Annotated in this window: 19 protein-coding genes and 2 tRNA genes; 14 read left to right on the top strand and 7 right to left on the bottom strand. The window is 68.9% G+C overall.

The annotated features are described in order from the left end of the window. Positions 1 to 457: 457 nt before the first annotated feature. Positions 458 to 673 (top strand): hypothetical protein, encoded by a 216-nt coding sequence (locus tag Ari01nite_RS39215; RefSeq protein ID WP_438872274.1) that lies wholly within the window; start codon positions 458 to 460, stop codon positions 671 to 673. 18 nt (positions 674 to 691) lie between these two features. On the opposite strand, the gene Ari01nite_RS39210 is transcribed toward Ari01nite_RS39215, so the two are convergent. From Ari01nite_RS39210 to Ari01nite_RS39180, 7 genes are all read right to left on the bottom strand, one after another. Then, on the bottom strand, positions 692 to 1,489 hold the full coding sequence (locus Ari01nite_RS39210) for a carbon-nitrogen hydrolase family protein (RefSeq protein ID WP_203788176.1): 798 nt from the start codon (positions 1,487 to 1,489) through the stop codon (positions 692 to 694). Between the two features lie 9 nt (positions 1,490 to 1,498). Beyond that, entirely contained in the window at positions 1,499 to 2,353 is an 855-nt protein-coding gene (locus tag Ari01nite_RS39205) for a GNAT family N-acetyltransferase (RefSeq protein ID WP_203788174.1), read from the bottom strand. Positions 2,354 to 2,431: 78 nt separating this feature from the next. Continuing rightward, complete coding sequence (gene clpX / locus Ari01nite_RS39200; protein WP_203788172.1) at positions 2,432 to 3,724, bottom strand: ATP-dependent Clp protease ATP-binding subunit ClpX; 1,293 nt, start codon at positions 3,722 to 3,724, stop codon at positions 2,432 to 2,434. Positions 3,725 to 3,934: 210 nt separating this feature from the next. Further along, positions 3,935 to 4,600, bottom strand: coding sequence for an ATP-dependent Clp protease proteolytic subunit (locus Ari01nite_RS39195; protein WP_203788170.1), 666 nt, complete (start codon positions 4,598 to 4,600; stop codon positions 3,935 to 3,937). A gap of 10 nt (positions 4,601 to 4,610) precedes the next feature. Further along, a complete protein-coding gene (locus Ari01nite_RS39190; protein ID WP_203788168.1) occupies positions 4,611 to 5,240 on the bottom strand; it encodes a ClpP family protease in 630 nt (209 codons plus the stop codon). A 168-nt stretch (positions 5,241 to 5,408) separates the two neighbouring features. Next, entirely contained in the window at positions 5,409 to 6,758 is a 1,350-nt protein-coding gene (tig, locus tag Ari01nite_RS39185; protein WP_203788166.1) for a trigger factor, read from the bottom strand. A 37-nt stretch (positions 6,759 to 6,795) separates the two neighbouring features. After that, positions 6,796 to 6,869, bottom strand: a tRNA-Pro gene (locus tag Ari01nite_RS39180). Positions 6,870 to 7,012: 143 nt separating this feature from the next. On the opposite strand from Ari01nite_RS39180, the gene Ari01nite_RS39175 reads away from it, so the two are divergent. The 13 genes from Ari01nite_RS39175 (at position 7,013) to Ari01nite_RS39120 (ending at position 15,699) form a co-directional block, all read left to right on the top strand. Further along, positions 7,013 to 7,086, top strand: a tRNA-Gly gene (locus Ari01nite_RS39175). Positions 7,087 to 7,215: 129 nt separating this feature from the next. Beyond that, positions 7,216 to 7,779, top strand: a complete 564-nt coding sequence (locus Ari01nite_RS39170) for a hypothetical protein (RefSeq protein WP_498371178.1) — start codon at positions 7,216 to 7,218, stop codon at positions 7,777 to 7,779. 190 nt (positions 7,780 to 7,969) lie between these two features. Then, positions 7,970 to 8,419, top strand: a complete 450-nt coding sequence (locus Ari01nite_RS39165; protein WP_203788162.1) for a hypothetical protein — start codon at positions 7,970 to 7,972, stop codon at positions 8,417 to 8,419. Continuing rightward, complete coding sequence (locus Ari01nite_RS39160) at positions 8,416 to 8,709, top strand: hypothetical protein (RefSeq protein WP_203788160.1); 294 nt, start codon at positions 8,416 to 8,418, stop codon at positions 8,707 to 8,709. The genes Ari01nite_RS39165 and Ari01nite_RS39160 overlap by 4 nt, the downstream gene beginning before the upstream one ends. 262 nt (positions 8,710 to 8,971) lie before the next feature. Beyond that, a complete protein-coding gene (locus Ari01nite_RS39155) occupies positions 8,972 to 9,349 on the top strand; it encodes a LapA family protein (protein ID WP_203788158.1) in 378 nt (125 codons plus the stop codon). A gap of 72 nt (positions 9,350 to 9,421) precedes the next feature. After that, complete coding sequence (locus tag Ari01nite_RS39150; protein WP_203788156.1) at positions 9,422 to 9,742, top strand: ArsR/SmtB family transcription factor; 321 nt, start codon at positions 9,422 to 9,424, stop codon at positions 9,740 to 9,742. Continuing rightward, complete coding sequence (locus tag Ari01nite_RS39145) at positions 9,739 to 10,263, top strand: SRPBCC domain-containing protein (protein ID WP_203788154.1); 525 nt, start codon at positions 9,739 to 9,741, stop codon at positions 10,261 to 10,263. Before Ari01nite_RS39150 ends, Ari01nite_RS39145 begins: the two co-directional genes overlap by 4 nt. 60 nt (positions 10,264 to 10,323) lie before the next feature. Continuing rightward, positions 10,324 to 10,446 (top strand): hypothetical protein, encoded by a 123-nt coding sequence (locus tag Ari01nite_RS51110; protein ID WP_275410915.1) that lies wholly within the window; start codon positions 10,324 to 10,326, stop codon positions 10,444 to 10,446. A 31-nt stretch (positions 10,447 to 10,477) separates the two neighbouring features. Then, a complete protein-coding gene (locus tag Ari01nite_RS39140; RefSeq protein WP_203788152.1) occupies positions 10,478 to 11,113 on the top strand; it encodes a GntR family transcriptional regulator in 636 nt (211 codons plus the stop codon). A 59-nt stretch (positions 11,114 to 11,172) separates the two neighbouring features. Next, on the top strand, positions 11,173 to 12,780 hold the full coding sequence (locus Ari01nite_RS39135; RefSeq protein WP_203788150.1) for an allophanate hydrolase: 1,608 nt from the start codon (positions 11,173 to 11,175) through the stop codon (positions 12,778 to 12,780). Next, on the top strand, positions 12,777 to 13,469 hold the full coding sequence (gene biuH / locus Ari01nite_RS39130; RefSeq protein ID WP_203788148.1) for a biuret amidohydrolase: 693 nt from the start codon (positions 12,777 to 12,779) through the stop codon (positions 13,467 to 13,469). Before Ari01nite_RS39135 ends, biuH begins: the two co-directional genes overlap by 4 nt. Beyond that, positions 13,466 to 14,128: a cysteine hydrolase family protein gene (locus Ari01nite_RS39125; RefSeq protein ID WP_203788146.1), complete on the top strand. Its 663-nt coding sequence runs from the start codon at positions 13,466 to 13,468 to the stop codon at positions 14,126 to 14,128. The genes biuH and Ari01nite_RS39125 overlap by 4 nt, the downstream gene beginning before the upstream one ends. Positions 14,129 to 14,130: 2 nt before the next feature. After that, positions 14,131 to 15,699, top strand: a complete 1,569-nt coding sequence (locus Ari01nite_RS39120) for a SulP family inorganic anion transporter (RefSeq protein ID WP_203788144.1) — start codon at positions 14,131 to 14,133, stop codon at positions 15,697 to 15,699. Positions 15,700 to 15,716: the final 17 nt, after the last annotated feature.

Here is a 15,716-nt window from a genome sequence, read left to right as displayed (position 1 = left end):
AACCGCTCAAACTTACCTGGTCGACTGCGCCGCGGCAAGATCCGAAATCTTGCTGGCATCGCCCAAGTGTTTCCCCAGACAGAAACCTGTACTGATGTCAGGTAAGTCTTGGAGTGGCCTTGCAGACCGGCCGACGATCGCTGAGGCGATCAGTCCGCCCGGCTCCTGCCGGCTGTGTAACTCTACCCGGTCGACCTCGCTGGCGCAAACCCCCGCCGCCAACTGCTTGGCGGGTCTTTGACTCCGGCATCGCCCGGCGCTTCGGCAAGCTTAGCGCGTGCCTCGGCGACCCGCCGCTCCCCCCTCCGTCACGTCACTTTCGTGCCGTTCCGTCCGGGTTCCCCGCGGGCAGAGAGAAAGTTACGGGATCACCCGCCCGCCATGCAAATCGACAGTCATGCCCGCGTGACCGGCGAGCCACCGCTACTGGACCCCCGGCCATGACAGAGTGGCTCCCATGGGTTCCTCCGGATCTCTGGCGGCCGCCGCGCTGTTCGATCTCGTGCTCCCCATGGGGCAACTGGTGATCGGCGCACTTGTGCTGGTCGCGCTCGTGGTGTCGACCCTGCGCCTGATCCGTCGCGGCCCATCCCGGATGGGGGGCGCCATGCTCTTGGCGGCCGGCGCCGTGGTCGGGTTGGCCGTGCTGGGCTACCTGATCCAGCTGCTGTGACTCGTACCACCAAAGGGTTTAAAGCCTTCGGTTGGCCAGGCTGGGCAGCTCACTCCGGACCGTCTCCAGCCGCGCGAGGTCCACATCGGCCGTCGCAACCCCCACCGCGTCGGGTGCCTGGGCCAGCACCGTGCCCCACGGATCAACAATCATGCTGCGCCCGAAGCACGTGCGCCCCGGCTCGTGATCACCGATCTGGCCGGCCGCCACCACATAGCACTGGTTCTCGATCGCCCGGGCGCGCAGCAGCACCTCCCAGTGGTCGCGCCCGGTGTGCAGCATGAACGCGGCCGGCACCACCAGGATCCGCGCGTCCCCCTCCACGGCCAGTCGCCGGTACAGCTCCGGGAACCGAAGGTCATAACAAACCGAGAGGCCGGTACGCACGCCCGCGACCTCGGTCACCACGGTCTCCGCGCCGGGCGCCACCGAGCGCGACTCCTGGTAGGAGACCCGCCCCGCGATCTCCACGTCGTACAGGTGGATCTTGCGGTAGGAGGCCGCCAGCGTTCCGTCCGGCGCGAAGACCAACGAGGTGTTGTACGTCCGCCGCTCGTCCGGACCCACCTCGTGGAAGGAGCCGGCGTGCACCCAGATCCCCAGCTCCCGTGCCGCGGCCGCGAAGAACCCGGCGAACTCCCCGTCGGTCCCTTCGGGCTTGGGGGCACCCTCCCCCGGGCCGAGGTAGTCGACGTACTCCGGCAGGACGGCGAACTCGGCCCCCGCGGCCGCCGCCCGCTCCAGCAGTCCGCGGGCCACAGCCAGGTTGTGATCACGCTGGTCACGGGAGTTCAGCTGACAGACGGCAACACGCATGCCCCGAGCCTACGACGCGGGCGGGAGGTCCAGCTGGTACAGCAGGCTGCGGTGGGTGGGGCGGTAGCCGAGGGTCTCGTTGATGTGGCGCATCGAAGCGTTGCTGTCGGCGGTGTCGGCCAGCAGGCCGGCCAGGGCAGGGAACCTGGAGCGGACGTGGGCTATCGACGCACGCTTCAGGTGCAGGGCGAGGCCGCGGCCCCGATGTTCGGGGAGGACGCCGGTGCCGTAGTTCTCGGCGTCGCCTCGGTGCCCGGCGGGGATCACCACCTCGGTGAAGCCGGCTATCTCGCCGTCGGCGGCCAGCGCCGCGGTGGTGCATAGGAGCTCGCCCCGGCTCTCGACCGCGGCGGCCGCGGCGTGCAGGCGGTCCACGTCCCAGACCGGCGGCACGTAGTCGGCGTCGTCCATGGGCATGTCGTCCATGGCCCGGCGGGAACGCGCGTACGTCTCGGCCAGATCGGCGGGCACCCTGCCGTCCCAGTGGACCATCCGATAGCCGGCGGGCGGGTCGCCCGGCTCGGTGGGCGCCTCCGACAGCGACAGCCTCGTGAAGGTCAGCGCCAGCACCTGACGCATGCCGCGCGCCCGGCAGAAGTGGGCCGCCGGGGAGTCCTCGGGGACCGGGACGGTGCGAATGCTCCGGGCGGCCTCACCCGCGGCCTCCAGGAGACGGGTGCCGACGCCGGCGCGGCGTTCCGAGGGGTGAACCTGCACGTCGAGTTCGGCGCTGCCACCGGCCGTCGGCACGCGCAGAAACGCCACGCCCAGCGGACGGCCGTCGCCGGCGGTCGCGACCCAGGCCAGGCGGCGGCTCGTGGCGCTCGCGGCGGGGTCGGTCAGGTGGGTGATGCGTACGGTCATGGTGGGAATGTCAGTCGGCGCTGGATGTGCGAACACCGCCGCGTGGGCGGCGGTGTTCGAGTGGTCCGGGCGGTGGCGTCAGGCCGACTTCTCCTCGCGATCGGGACGACGACGACGGCCGACGAACTCGCGCGGGACGATGGTCGGGTTGACGTTCTCGAGGACAACCTCGCGGTTGATGACCACGCGGGCGGCGTCGGGGTTGCTCGGGACCTCGTACATCACGGAGAGCAGAACCTCTTCCATGATGGCGCGCAGGCCGCGGGCGCCGGTGCCGCGGAGCATGGCCTGGTCGGCGATGGCCTCCAGGGCGCCGTAGTCGAACTCCAACTCGACGCCGTCGAGCTCGAAGAGGCGCTGGTACTGCTTCACGTACGCGTTCCGCGGCTCGGTGAGGATCTTGATGAGAGCCTCGCGGTCGAGGTTGCGGACCGTGGTGATCACTGGAAGCCGGCCGATGAACTCGGGGATCAGGCCGAATTTCAGCATGTCCTCGGGCATGACCTTGCTGAAGATGTCGTCGGTGTTGCGCTCCGAGATCGACCGCAGGTGCGCGCCGAAGCCGACACCGCCGTGCCCCACCCGGGACTCGATGATGCGGTCCAGGCCGGCGAACGCGCCACCGACGATGAACAGCACGTTGGTGGTGTCGATCTGGATGAACTCCTGGTGCGGGTGCTTGCGGCCGCCCTGGGGCGGGACGTTGGCCACCGTGCCCTCAAGGATCTTGAGCAGGGCCTGCTGGACACCCTCGCCGGAGACGTCGCGGGTGATCGACGGGTTCTCGCTCTTGCGGGCGATCTTGTCGACCTCGTCGATGTAGATGATGCCCTGCTCGGCCCGCTTGACGTCGTAGTCGGCGGCCTGGATCAGCTTGAGCAGGATGTTTTCGACGTCCTCGCCGACGTAGCCGGCCTCGGTCAGCGCCGTGGCGTCGGCGATCGCGAACGGGACGTTGAGCATGCGGGCCAGCGTCTGCGCCAGGTGGGTCTTACCGCAGCCGGTGGGGCCGATGAGCATGATGTTGGACTTGGCCACCTCGACGTCGCTGCCGCCACCGGGGGCGCCGCTCGACTCGGCCTGGATCCGCTTGTAGTGGTTGTAGACCGCGACGGAAAGAGCCTTCTTGGCCTGTTCCTGCCCCACCACGTAGTTGTCGAGGAACGCGCAGATCTCCATCGGCTTGGGAAGCTCTTCCCACTTCACCTCGCCGGTCTCGGCCAGTTCCTCTTCGATGATCTCGTTGCAGAGGTCAATGCACTCGTCGCAGATATAAACGCCGGGACCCGCGATGAGCTTTTTGACCTGCTTCTGAGACTTCCCACAGAAGGAGCACTTCAGTAGGTCGCCGCCGTCGCCGATCCGTGCCACCTACGTTCTCCTTGAGCTAGTCGGCCGGCTCGCGCCAACCCCTGGTCCGAGGCATGTCGCCTCGTTGCCATCTCATCGTCTGCCGAACCGCGTAACTGAGGCTGCATGCTCGACGTTACCCGCAAAAGGGCAGTTCTCCGACCCCCCAAAACGGGCGTGTCAGGGGTCGGCCAGTCTAGCGCGCACCGGCCGGCCCCTGACACCGCGTTCTCAGCTGCCGGAGCCCACGGTCTGGAGGGTCTTCTTACGGCTGACCAGAACGGTGTCGACGATGCCGTACTCCTTGGCCTCGTCGGCCGTCATGATCTTGTCGCGGTCGATGTCCTTGCGGACCAGCTCGACCGTGCGGCCGGTGTGCCGCGCGATCATCTCCTCCATCTGGCTGCGCATCCGCAGGATCTCGCGCGCCTGGATCTCGATGTCCGAGCCCTGACCGTAGCCGCCCTCGGTGGCCGGCTGGTGGATCAGGACGCGGGAGTGCGGCAGCGCCAGGCGCTTGCCGGGCGTGCCACCGGCCAGCAGCACCGCGGCGGCGCTGGCGGCCTGGCCCAGGCAGACCGTGGAGATGTCCGGCCGCACGTACTGCATGGTGTCGTAGATCGCCGTCATCGCGGTGAAGGAGCCACCGGGCGAGTTGATGTACATGGTGATGTCGCGGTCCGGGTCGCTGCTCTCAAGCGTCAGCAGCTGGGCCATCACGTCGTTGGCCGACGCGTCGTCGACCTGGACGCCGAGGAAGATGATGCGGTCCTCGAACATCTTGTTGTACGGGTTGGTCTCCTTCATCATCCCGTTCGACGAGCGCTCGATGAAGGAGGGCAAAACGTAGCGGTTGTGCACCGGAGCGAACCCGGGAGACATCGTCAGATCAGTCATTTTCTGCTCCTCAGTTCAGCGTTCCGGCACCCTCGGGAACCTCGGCGGCCCCCGTGATCACCTTGTCGATGAAGCCGTAGTCCTTGGCCTCCTGGGCCGTGAACCAGCGGTCCCGGTCGAAGTCGTTCGCGATCTGCTCCTGGGTCTGCCCCGTGTGGTAAGCGATCCGCTCCTGGAACATGCGCTTGGTGTACAGCATCTGCTCGGCCTGGATGGCGATGTCGGCGGCCGTACCGCCCATGCCACCGGACGGCTGGTGCATCATGATCCGCGCGTGCGGCAGCGCGAACCGCTTGCCGGGCGCGCCGGCGCAGAGCAGGAACTGCCCCATCGACGCCGCCATGCCCATCGCGACGGTCTGCACGTCGTTGTCGATGAACTGCATCGTGTCGTAGATCGCCATGCCCGAGTAGACCGAGCCACCCGGTGAGTTGATCCAGAGGTGGATGTCGCGCTGGGGGTCCTCGGCGGAGAGCAGCAGCAGCTGCGCGCAGATGCGGTTGGCCACCGAGTCGGAAACCTCGCTGCCCAGGAAGATGATGCGCTCACGCAGCAGGCGGTTGAAGACCGAGTCGTCGAGGTTGCCACTGAGTGTTTCACCGCGCAGCACCGGGCCGGCGGGGAGGTGGAGATCGGTCATGGCAGCCCTTCACAGCTCACTGTGTCGGCCGAAGCTTCCGGCCGGCAGGTTGTCCGTCGTACGACCAACCTAACCGGTCGAAAGAGCATCAGCTTCCCGCTCGGGCAGGTGTTCGCTGACAGCGCACCGAACTCGTCGGCGCGCTGCCAGCGAACACCCCAAGACAACTCAGTGGTTGTGGCCCGCGTGCTCGTCCTCGCCGACGGCCCGGAGGTCGTCGAGGCTGAGCGTGTTGCCGTCCGAGTCCTGCATGGTGACCCGCTCCATCACCGAGGCGAGCGCCTTGCCGCGGCGCACGTCGCCGAAGACGGCGGCCGCCGCACCGCTCTGGACGAGCTGGTCGTAGTACTGCTGAGGCTGCATCTGGGCGCGCTGGGCCCGGTGCACGATCTCGTGGCCGAACTCGTCGTCGGAGACCTGGATCTCCTCGGCGTCGGCGATCGTGTCGAGCAGCAGCTGGATCCGGACACCCTCCTGGGCCGCCTCGGTCAGCTCGGCGTCGATCTGCTCCTCGGTCTTTTCCTCGGAGGTCAGGTAGTCCTGGAGGGTCGCGCCGATCCGCTCGAGCTGGTCGGTCATGGCCTGCTTGCGGCCCTCGACCTCGTCCTTGACGACGCCCTCGGGCGCCGGGATGGCGGCCACCTCGACCAGCTGCTTGAGCGCCTCGTCACGGGCCGCGTAGATCTGCTCGACCTTCTTGACCCGGGTGAGCCGCTCGCGCAGGTCGTTACGCAGCTCCTCGAGGGTGTCGAACTCGCTGGCCAGCTGGGCGAACTCGTCGTCGATCTCGGGCAGCTGCTTGTCCTTGACGCTGCGCACGGTCACCGCCACCTCGGCGTCCCGGCCGGCGTAGTCGCCGCCGACCAGCTGGGTGGTGAAGGTGGCGTCGGCGCCGGCCACCAGGCCGACCAGCACCTCGTCGAGGCCGGGGAGCAGCTGCTTGCTGCCCACCTCGTGGGAGATGTTGGTGGCCGAGCCGCCCGCCACCTCCTCGCCGTCGACGGTGGCTTTGAGGTCGAGCTGCACGTAATCGCCCTCGGCGGCCGGCCGCTCCACCGTCTTGAGGGTGGCGAACCGCTCGCGCAGGCCGTTGATCTGCTCGTCGATCTCGCTGTCGCCGATCTCGAGGACCGGCACGGTCACCGAGATGGTGGACAGGTCCGGCACCATGATCTCGGGGCGGACGTCGACCTCGGCGGTGAACTTGAGCGGCTCGTTGTCGCCGAACTCGGTGATCTCCACCTCGGGCCGGCCCAGGGTCTTGACGTCGTGCTCACGGACCGCGGCCAGGATCTGCTGCGGGATCGCCTCCTGCACGGCCTCGTTGAGCACCGCGCCGCGACCGACCCGCTGGTCGATCACCGCGGCTGGAACCTTGCCGCGGCGGAAGCCCGGCACCTGAACCTGCGCGCCGATCTCCCGGTACGCCTTTTGCAGGCTCGGCTTGAGCTCCTCGAACGGCACCTCGATGGCGAGCTTCACCCTGGTCGGGCTCAGAGTCTCGACGGTGCTCTTCACAGGCGTACTCCTTGTTACTGCGGATAGATGGTGTCAGTCGGGGTGGCGGGATTTGAACCCACGGCCCCTCGCTCCCAAAGCGAGTGCGCTACCAAACTGCGCCACACCCCGTGGCGGTGGTCAGTGTATGCGGTCCGCTTTCCTGCGCGTGCGCTGGAGTCACCTGGTGGACCCGATCGGCTGGCGTGGCCGGTTCGCGCGGGCGGGAGATGATTCAGTACGATGTGCGAGCGCCCCCGGGCAACCGGGGCAACGCGGGCGTAGCTCAATGGTAGAGCCTCAGTCTTCCAAACTGATTACGCGAGTTCGATTCTCGTCGCCCGCTCCACACCGCAGTCCCGGCACGTGGCACTGCCACCAGTCGCGCAATCGGACATTCGGGCCGATACAGCGTTGCCCGGTAGCCCATCGTGGAAGCACCGCATTCCCGACGACGTAGGGGCGCCGGTGCGCATTCATCAGCGACGCCGAGCAACTGCTCTGCATTCTGCGGCCCGCCACCCCGGTGCCGATCTTCGCTCTGGACCGGCCGGACGTGACCGGCCGGCAGATCGCCCCGGCCCTACGGTCCCTCGGCGACGAACACGTGATCCCCGAGACGCTGATCCGGATCGCCACCGAGTACTTCGAGCGCTACGCGGACGAGCGGGGCCAGCCGGTCTTCTCGGGTGGCAGCTACTTCTCCACCGTCGACGAAACCGTCAACAGTACGAGTTGGACCATAGGTTTCGTCCGGCTCTACCGCGGCGCGGCCCGGTTGGTCACCGAGGGGCCCCTGGTCGACGAGGAACTGGTCGGCCAGGCGCGCCGGCTGCTCGCCGAGGCGGAGCACGTCTTCGACATGGAACTGATGAGCGGCTCCCGCCCGGGCGATTTCAGCAATTCCTTGGCCAAGGTCAGGATGCATCTCGAACGCGGCCGGGCACTGCTCGGTACCCGGCCCGGGACAACGGTCGCCCTGGCCGGCGAATGTCTGCTCCTTCTCGATGTGCTGGCCGCCGCGCGGCAGGAGATGGCCTGATGCTGGTCTTCGCCGCGTCCGACAAGGGCGGTACGGGACGCTCGGTCACCAGCGCCAACCTGCTTCATCAGGCGGCGCTTCTCGGCGACGACGTCTGCTTCCTCGACTTCGACTTCGACTTCGGCGCGCCGACGGCCGGAGCGAACTTCGGCCTCAACGGCTTTGAGCGCGGCACCGGCCCGGGAAGGGGATGCACTCTTACCTCCATCACGGCGTCACCCCCGGCCGGCTGGACGTGTGGCGGGACGCCCGGCGCCTGGGTGGCCGACCGCCGGGGTCGGGACGGCTGGTGCTGCTTCCCGGCGACGAGGGCGGCGGCGAGTTCACCGAGCCGCCGTCGAACGAGATGATCCGGCGCTGCGTGGACCTCTTCCTGGACCTCGCGGCGGAGTTCACCGTCTGCATTGTCGACCTCAGCGCCGGCCGGTCGATCGCGACCGAACTCGCGCTGGCCGCCACCGGCTCGCCCCTGATGAGGTCGGTCGAGACCAGTTGGATCGTCTTTCACCGGGTGGACACGGCAACACGTGCTGGCGGCCTCGGGACTCGCCTACGGCGTCCACGGCTGATCGACCAGGCCGCCAAACGGGCCACGACAAGGCGTTCGTCCAGCGGCTCAGGTTCGTGCGTACCGCCATGACCGATCCGGCCGAGCCGCACCGGCTCGGGGTCATTGCCGACGCTCAGGTGGCCTGGTTGCAGGCGCGCAACAAAGAACTTGACGTGCTGGCGAGCACCCACCGGGTGGGTCGGGCGGTACGGCTGGCGTCCATCCCGCTCGATCCGCTGACGCCAGCATGGACAGCGCTCGACGAGAGAGCCGGTTTTACCCGGCTCTGGGAGGCATCGGTCGCCCGGATCCGCGACCAGGTCGCCCTGAGCACCATGGACATGCTGCGAGAAGCGGAAAGCCGCCGCCGTTCCTCGTGAATCCGCAGCTCGGGGGCACAGCGCCGGGCCGCCACCCGACGCTGTGCCGTCTCGAACCGACGAAGAACACCCACGCCGGAGAGTTCCCAGAGCCCCGTCCGAACAGGGCAAACCGGCGGATTGCAGGAGCACTTCGCATAATCTTGAAGCTTTCCAGTAATCCGGGCCGCCAACGTAACGCCCGCCTTTGACGCACGTCTATTAGGTGGCCCTTAAATCTGACGTGGGATTAGCACACGGTCACTCTGGGCAATGCTGAAACATGACGCAGCCCGCCGACCGGGAACTTCCGCCCCGCCCGCCGATGCCCGCACCGGCTGAGCCGCACGAACTGCCGGGCGGCCCGGACGAGATCACGCCGGGTAGCGAGAGCACGGCGGTCGAGGGGCGGCAGCCGTTCACCCGGGTGCGGGCGGCCTGGGCGGGGGTCTGGGCCGGGATCGTCGTGGTCATTCTGCTGATCATCTTCATCGGGCAGAACACCGCGCCCGTCAAGGTCAACTTCCTCTGGCTGGAGGGGCAGATTCCGACCGCCCTTGCGCTGCTCATTGCGGGTGTGGGCGGCGCGATCATCGCGCTGGCCACCGGGGCGGCTCGCATCGTTCAGCTGCGCCGCATGATGCGGCGGAACACCCACTAGATCGGATCAGGCTTTCCACAAGTGCCGCCGTACGGCTTGACATGTGACTGTTTGGTCTCATAACTTGGCGTCATGGAAGACGACGACAAGGTGTTCAAGGCGCTTGCCGATCCGAGTCGCCGGTTCCTGCTTGATCTGCTGTTCGCGCGGGACGGGCGCACGCTCACCGAGCTGGAGTCCGAGCTGGCCATGACGCGTTTCGGCGTCGCCAAGCACCTCAGGGTGCTGGAGGAGGCCGGGCTGGTCGTCACGCGCCGCTCGGGGCGGGAGAAGTTGCACTTCCTCAACCCCGTGCCGATCCGGCTGATCTACGACCGCTGGATCGACAAGTACACCGAGCACCACGTCACGACGCTCGTCGAACTCAAGAACGCGCTGGAGGAAGAGCCATGACCACCGACACCACCGCCGTCGCCACCACCCAGGTCTACCGGGTCTGGATCCGGGCCACGCCGGAGAAGATCTGGGCCGCGATCACCGACCCGGAGTTCAACTCGAAGTACGCGTACCGCGCACCGGGTTTTTTTGATCTTAAGAAAGGTGGCTCGTATCACGCCACGGCGACCGCCGAGATGAAGGAGTTCGCGGCGGCCAACGGGTTCGAGGTCCCGGACACGATCATCGACGGCGAGGTCCTCGAGTCGGAACCGCCGCGGCGACTCGTGCAGACCTGGCGGATGCTGATGGACCCGGGCACGGCGGCCGAGCCGTACACGACTCTGACCTGGGAGATCGAGGAGGCCAAGATGCAGGCGGGGGTGTGCAAGCTGACCGTCACGCACCAGCTCACCGACGCTCCGGCGACAGCCCGGATGACCGCGGGCACCGAGGACGAGGGCGCCGGCGGCGGCTGGGCGTGGATCCTCTGCGACCTCAAGACGTACCTGGAAACCGGCAGCGCCTTCGCCGGCTGACAGCGCAGCGGGACCACGCGCGGGCTGGGCCGATGGCCCGGCCCGCGCTAGTCTCCGCGGATGACTTGGGTCTGGGCTTCACTCATCGTGATCGGCGTCGTCATGATCGCGGTGGCCGTCTGGCCGAGCCGGCGCAAGGGCAAAGCCGAGCCGGAGGATCACCACCCGGAAGGCGTCGGATAGCGGTTTCGCGCGGGCTGGCACACTACCAAGGGTGAGCGACGGAGAGCTGGAGACATACAGCCTCGTCGAGCTCGCGGTCGACCGGTTGCGTCGGGACATCCTGAGCGGGCGCAGCGACCCCGGCGAACGGCTCGTCGAGGAGCAGCTGACCCGCCGGCTCGGGATCAGCCGGGCCCCGCTGCGCGAGGCCATGCGGCTGCTGGCGCAGCAGGGGCTGGTTGAGCACATCCCGCGGCGGGGGGCGCGGGTGGCCACTCTCTCCGACGCCGACGTCCGCGAGCTCTACGAGGTACGCGACGTGCTGGAACGGCACGCCGTAGCGAGCCTGCCCGAGCGGCCCGACCTGACCGCGCTGCGGGCCGCGCTCGCGGTGATGCGCGCGGCGACCGAGGCCGGCGACCGGCTCGAACTGGCCAACGCGCACCGCCGCTTCCACGTCGAGGTGGTGCGGCTGGGTGGCAACAACCAGCTGGCCGGCCTCTACGAATCGATTCTGGTACGCATCCAGCTCTACATGGCGGTGAACATGCGCCGCGAGGCCGAGACGGCCCGGGCAGCCGACGGCGTGCTGCGGCACGAGCGCCTGTTCGCCGCCGTGGAGGGCGGCGACGCCGACGCCATCCGCACCGAGCTGGGCGCCCACGGCGCGCGCGCCTACCTCTCCTAGAAACCCGGGCGTTACACAAGCGGGCTTTTGCCGAAACAGGATTGTCGACAATCGACGATGTGGATGCACACGAAATCGTCGAGCAGGTGGTCGCCAGGCTGGGTCGCGAGGGTGTCTGGGTCAGCACCTTCACCGCGGCCGAGCTGCACGCCCGCGCGGACGAGATCGAACCGGGCCTCCCGCTGGCCGGCGTGCCGTTCGCGGTCAAGGACAACATCGACGTGGCCGGCCTGCCCACCACGGCCGGCTGCCCGGACTTCGGCTACCGGCCGGACCGGAACGCGCCGGTGGTGCAGCGGCTCGTCGACGCCGGCGCCATCGTGGTCGGCAAGACGAACCTGGACCAGTTCGCCACCGGGCTGACCGGGGCGCGCTCGCCGTACGGGGCCCCGGAGAGCGTCTTCGGCGGCGGCCTCATCTCGGGCGGTTCCAGCTCCGGCTCGGCGGTCGCGGTGGCCGACGGCACCGTGGCGTTCGCGCTCGGCACCGACACGGCCGGCTCCGGCCGGGTGCCGGCCGCGCTCAACGGCATCGTCGGGATCAAGCCGACCCGCGGCCTGCTCAGCACGCTCGGCGTGGTCCCGGCCTGCCGATCGCTGGACTGCGTCTCGATCTTCGCCCCCGACCTGCCGGCGGCCGGCCGGGTGATGCGGGTCGCCCGCGGCCGGGAACCCGGCGACCCGTGGTCACGCGCGGGCCGCCGGCCGCTGATCGCCGAGCCCCGGATCGGGGTGCCGGAGCGGCTCGACTTCTTCGGCGACGCCGGACAGGAGAAGGCGTTCGCCCGGATCACCGGAGATGTGCCGGTCGACATCGGGCCGCTGCTGGAGGCCGGTGACCTGCTCTACCGCGGGCCGTGGGTGGCCGAACGGCTGGCCGATCTCGGCGACTTCCTGCGCGACCACCCGGACTCGGTGCTGCCGGTGACCCGGCGGGTGCTGGAGACCGGCCTCGGCTTCACGGCGGCCGACGCATTCCGGGCCCAGCACCGGCTCCAGGAGCTTCGGGCCGCCGCGGACCGGATGTGGGAGCGGATCGACGTGCTGGTGCTGCCCACGATCGGCACCACGTACACGCATGACGAGATCGCCGAGGACCCGATCGGGCGCAACCTCGACCTGGGCCGCTACACCCAGTTCGCCAACCTGCTGGACCTGGCCGCGGTCACCGTGCCGAACGGGTTCACCGCGGACGGCCGGCCCGCCTCGATCACCCTGTTCGGCCCGGCATTCAGCGACGAGACCCTGATGCTGCTGGCCCGCTCCCGGCCGGCCGGCGACGAGATGACGGTCGCCGTGGTCGGGCTGCATCTGTCCGGCGAGCCGCGCAACGGCGAGCTGCTCGACCGCGGGGCCACGCTGCTCGGCACGGCCCGCACCGCACCCTGCTACCGCCTCTACCACCTGCCGCCCGGTGCGCCCGGGCTGGTCCGCGACCCGGCCGGCGCCGGCGGGTCGATCGAGGTCGAGCTCTGGCAGCTGCCGGCCGCGCAGGTCGGCGGCTTCCTGGCCGGCATCCGGGCACCGCTCGGGCTGGGCCGGGTGGCCCTGGACGACGGCACCGAGGTCACCGGCTTCCTCTGCGAGGCGTACGCGGCGGCCGGCGCCCTCGACATCACCGCCAGCGGCGGCTGGCGGAATTTCCGCGCGAAAGGAACCAACCCATGACCGCGACGATCGGGCCGGTGACGGCCAACCCCTACCCGTGGCCCTACGACGGCGTGGTGCCGGTCGACCGGGTCGCGCTGATCTGCATCGACTGGCAGACCGACTTCTGCGGCAAGGGCGGTTACGTCGACTCGATGGGTTACGACATCGAGCTGACCCGGTCCGGGCTGCCGGCCACCGCCAAGCTGCTCGACCACGCCCGCGGCCTGGGCATGCTGGTCGTCCACACCCGCGAGGGGCACGATCCGAACCTGTCCGACCTGCCGGCCAACAAGCGCTGGCGGTCGGCCCGGATCGGCGCCGAGATCGGCGGCGACGGCCCGTGCGGGCGGATCCTGGTGCGCGGCGAGCCGGGCTGGGAGATCGTGCCCGAGGTGGCACCGGCCGCCGGCGAGGTGGTGATCGACAAGCCGGGCAAGGGCGCGTTCTATGCCACCAACCTCGACCTGGTGCTGCGGACGCACGGGATCACGCACCTCATCCTGACCGGCATCACCACCGACGTCTGCGTGCACACCACCATGCGCGAGGCCAACGACCGCGGCTACGAGTGCCTGATCCTCAGCGACTGCACCGGCGCCACCGACCCGGGCAACCACACCGCCGCCCTGCACATGGTCACCATGCAGGGCGGCGTCTTCGGTTGCGTCGCCACCTCGGCCGACGTCATCGGGGCGACGGTCTCATGATCATCGACGCGGCACCCGGGCCGTTCACGTTCGACCGGGACAGCACCGCGCTCGTGGTGATCGACATGCAGCGGGACTTCCTGCTGCCGGGCGGTTTCGGCGAGAGCCTGGGCAACGACGTGTCCCAGTTGCGCCGGACCATCGAGCCGCTCGCCGCCCTGATCGCCGCGTGGCGGGCGGCCGGCCTGCCGATCATCCATACCCGAGAAGGCCACAAGTCCGATTTATCCGACTGCCCCCCGGCCAAGCTGAACCGCGGCAAACCCAGCATGCGGATTGGCGACCCGGGGGCGTTCGGCCGCATCTTGATCCGGGGTGAATACGGCCACGACATCGTGGACGAGTTGCAACCCATCGACGGCGAAATCGTGGTCGACAAGCCCGGCAAAGGTGCGTTTTATGCCACTGACATGCAAGAAGTGCTTGAAAAACTAGGCATAACATCACTGGTCGTCACGGGGGTCACGACCGAGGTGTGCGTGCACACCACGGTTCGTGAGGCGAACGACCGCGGCTACGAGTGTCTCGTCCTGGCCGACTGCGTCGGCTCCTACTTCCCCGAGTTCCAGCGGGTCGGCCTCGCGATGATCGCCGCACAGGGCGGCATCTTCGGCTGGGTCGCCGACTCCCCCTCCGTGATCGCCGCCCTTCAGGAGTAGCCATGACCACCACCACGGCTGCGGCCAAACTGCCCTACTGGGTTCGCGGTGACACCAACGCCTTCTTCGGCTTCGGTGTCAACGTCCTGGTCAACGTACTCACCCTCACCGGTCTCTGCATCGGTGTGATCAACATGCCGGCGTCCGACGTGTTCGGCGTCATCCTGCCCGCGCTCGGCGTCGCCCTGGTTGCCGGCAACATCTACTACACCCACCTGGCCCGCCGCCTCGCGGCGAAGGAGAACCGCACCGACGTCACCGCGATGCCGTACGGGCCCAGCGTCCCGCACATGTTCATCGTGATCTTCGTGATCATGCTGCCCATCTACCTGACCACCAAGAACCCGGTGCAGGCGTGGACGGCCGGTATCGCGTGGGCGTTCATCATCGGGGTGATCGTGCTGATCGGCGCGTTCATCGGCCCGTACATCCGCAAATACGCACCCCGGGCCGCGCTGCTCGGCACGCTGGCCGGCATCTCGATCACGTTCATCTCGATGAACCCGGCCGGCACCATGTGGCGGCAGGCCTGGATCGCCCTGCCGGTGTTCGGCCTGCTGCTGATCGGCCTGCTCACCGACGTCAAGCTGCCCGGCAACATCCCGATCGGCCTGGCCGCGCTGCTGGTCGGCACCGCGATCGGCTGGATCGGCGGCGCCATGTCGGTGCCCGACGTCACCCAGGCCGCCAAGGACATCGCGTTCGCCTTCCCGCACCTCAAGGTCGACATGCTGATCGACGGCCTGCGGGACATGGCACCGCTGCTGGCCACCGCCATCCCGCTGGGCGTCTACAACTTCACCGAGGCGATGACCAACGTGGAGAGTGCGGCCACCGCGGGCGACAAATACAACCTGCGCAGCGTGCTGCTGGCCGACGGGGCCGGCGCGGTGGTCGGCGCGGCGCTCGGCTCGCCGTTCCCGCCGGCCGTCTACGTCGGGCACCCCGGCTGGAAGGCGGCCGGCGGCCGCACCGGTTACTCGATGGCGACCGGCATCGTGATCGCGCTGCTCTGCTTCTTCGGGATGTTCGGGCTGCTCGGCACGATCTTCCCGACCGCGGCGATCGTCCCCATCCTGCTCTACATCGGACTGCTGATCGGCGCGCAGGCCTTCCAGGCGACCCCGCGGGCGCACGCGGCCGCCGTGGTGGCCGCGTTGATCCCGAACATCGCGTCCTGGGCCACCGGGCTGATGGACAACACTCTTGCCGCGGCCGGCACCACCGCGGCGCAGGTCGGCACCGAGACGCTGGCCGGTGCGGGCGTGGTCTACGACGGCCTCAAGACGCTCGGCTCCGGCGCCATCCTGGCCGGTCTGGTGCTGGGCGCGATCGTCGCGTTCATCATCGACAAGCGCTTCCGGCACGCGGCGATCTTCGCGGGCGCGGGCGCGGTGCTGACCTTCGTCGGGCTGATCCACGCCGAGAAGGTGCAGTGGAACGCCGACCCCCAGGTCACCCTGGGGTACCTGTTCCTCACCGCGGTGTGCGTTCTGTTCGCGCTCGGCCGGCCCGAACCGCGGGCGGCCGACGCATCGTCGGAGCCCGACCTCGCGCACACCGCGTCCTGACCTTCGACTGGAGGCAC

The organism is Paractinoplanes rishiriensis, assembly GCF_016862375.1.
GTDB classification, from domain to species: domain Bacteria; phylum Actinomycetota; class Actinomycetes; order Mycobacteriales; family Micromonosporaceae; genus Actinoplanes; species Actinoplanes rishiriensis.
This window is presented reverse-complemented; position numbering and strand designations above follow the sequence as displayed.

Excerpts from the sequence above, each read along its gene's own strand:
- Ari01nite_RS39150 (WP_203788156.1), top strand. The coding sequence starts at position 9,422 with ATGGAAGACGACGACAAGGTGTTCAAGGCGCTTGCCGATCCGAGTCGC.
- Ari01nite_RS39195 (WP_203788170.1), bottom strand. The coding sequence starts at position 4,600 with ATGACTGATCTGACGATGTCTCCCGGGTTCGCTCCGGTGCACAACCGC.
- Ari01nite_RS39205 (WP_203788174.1), bottom strand. The coding sequence starts at position 2,353 with ATGACCGTACGCATCACCCACCTGACCGACCCCGCCGCGAGCGCCACG.
- Ari01nite_RS39190 (WP_203788168.1), bottom strand. The coding sequence starts at position 5,240 with ATGACCGATCTCCACCTCCCCGCCGGCCCGGTGCTGCGCGGTGAAACA.
- Ari01nite_RS39145 (WP_203788154.1), top strand. The coding sequence starts at position 9,739 with ATGACCACCGACACCACCGCCGTCGCCACCACCCAGGTCTACCGGGTC.
- Ari01nite_RS39155 (WP_203788158.1), top strand. The coding sequence starts at position 8,972 with ATGACGCAGCCCGCCGACCGGGAACTTCCGCCCCGCCCGCCGATGCCC.
- Ari01nite_RS39120 (WP_203788144.1), top strand. The coding sequence starts at position 14,131 with ATGACCACCACCACGGCTGCGGCCAAACTGCCCTACTGGGTTCGCGGT.
- Ari01nite_RS39160 (WP_203788160.1), top strand. The coding sequence starts at position 8,416 with ATGACCGATCCGGCCGAGCCGCACCGGCTCGGGGTCATTGCCGACGCT.
- Ari01nite_RS39215 (WP_438872274.1), top strand. The coding sequence starts at position 458 with ATGGGTTCCTCCGGATCTCTGGCGGCCGCCGCGCTGTTCGATCTCGTG.
- Ari01nite_RS39125 (WP_203788146.1), top strand. The coding sequence starts at position 13,466 with ATGATCATCGACGCGGCACCCGGGCCGTTCACGTTCGACCGGGACAGC.
- Ari01nite_RS51110 (WP_275410915.1), top strand. The coding sequence starts at position 10,324 with ATGACTTGGGTCTGGGCTTCACTCATCGTGATCGGCGTCGTCATGATC.
- biuH (WP_203788148.1), top strand. The coding sequence starts at position 12,777 with ATGACCGCGACGATCGGGCCGGTGACGGCCAACCCCTACCCGTGGCCC.
- Ari01nite_RS39210 (WP_203788176.1), bottom strand. The coding sequence starts at position 1,489 with ATGCGTGTTGCCGTCTGTCAGCTGAACTCCCGTGACCAGCGTGATCAC.
- Ari01nite_RS39165 (WP_203788162.1), top strand. The coding sequence starts at position 7,970 with ATGCACTCTTACCTCCATCACGGCGTCACCCCCGGCCGGCTGGACGTG.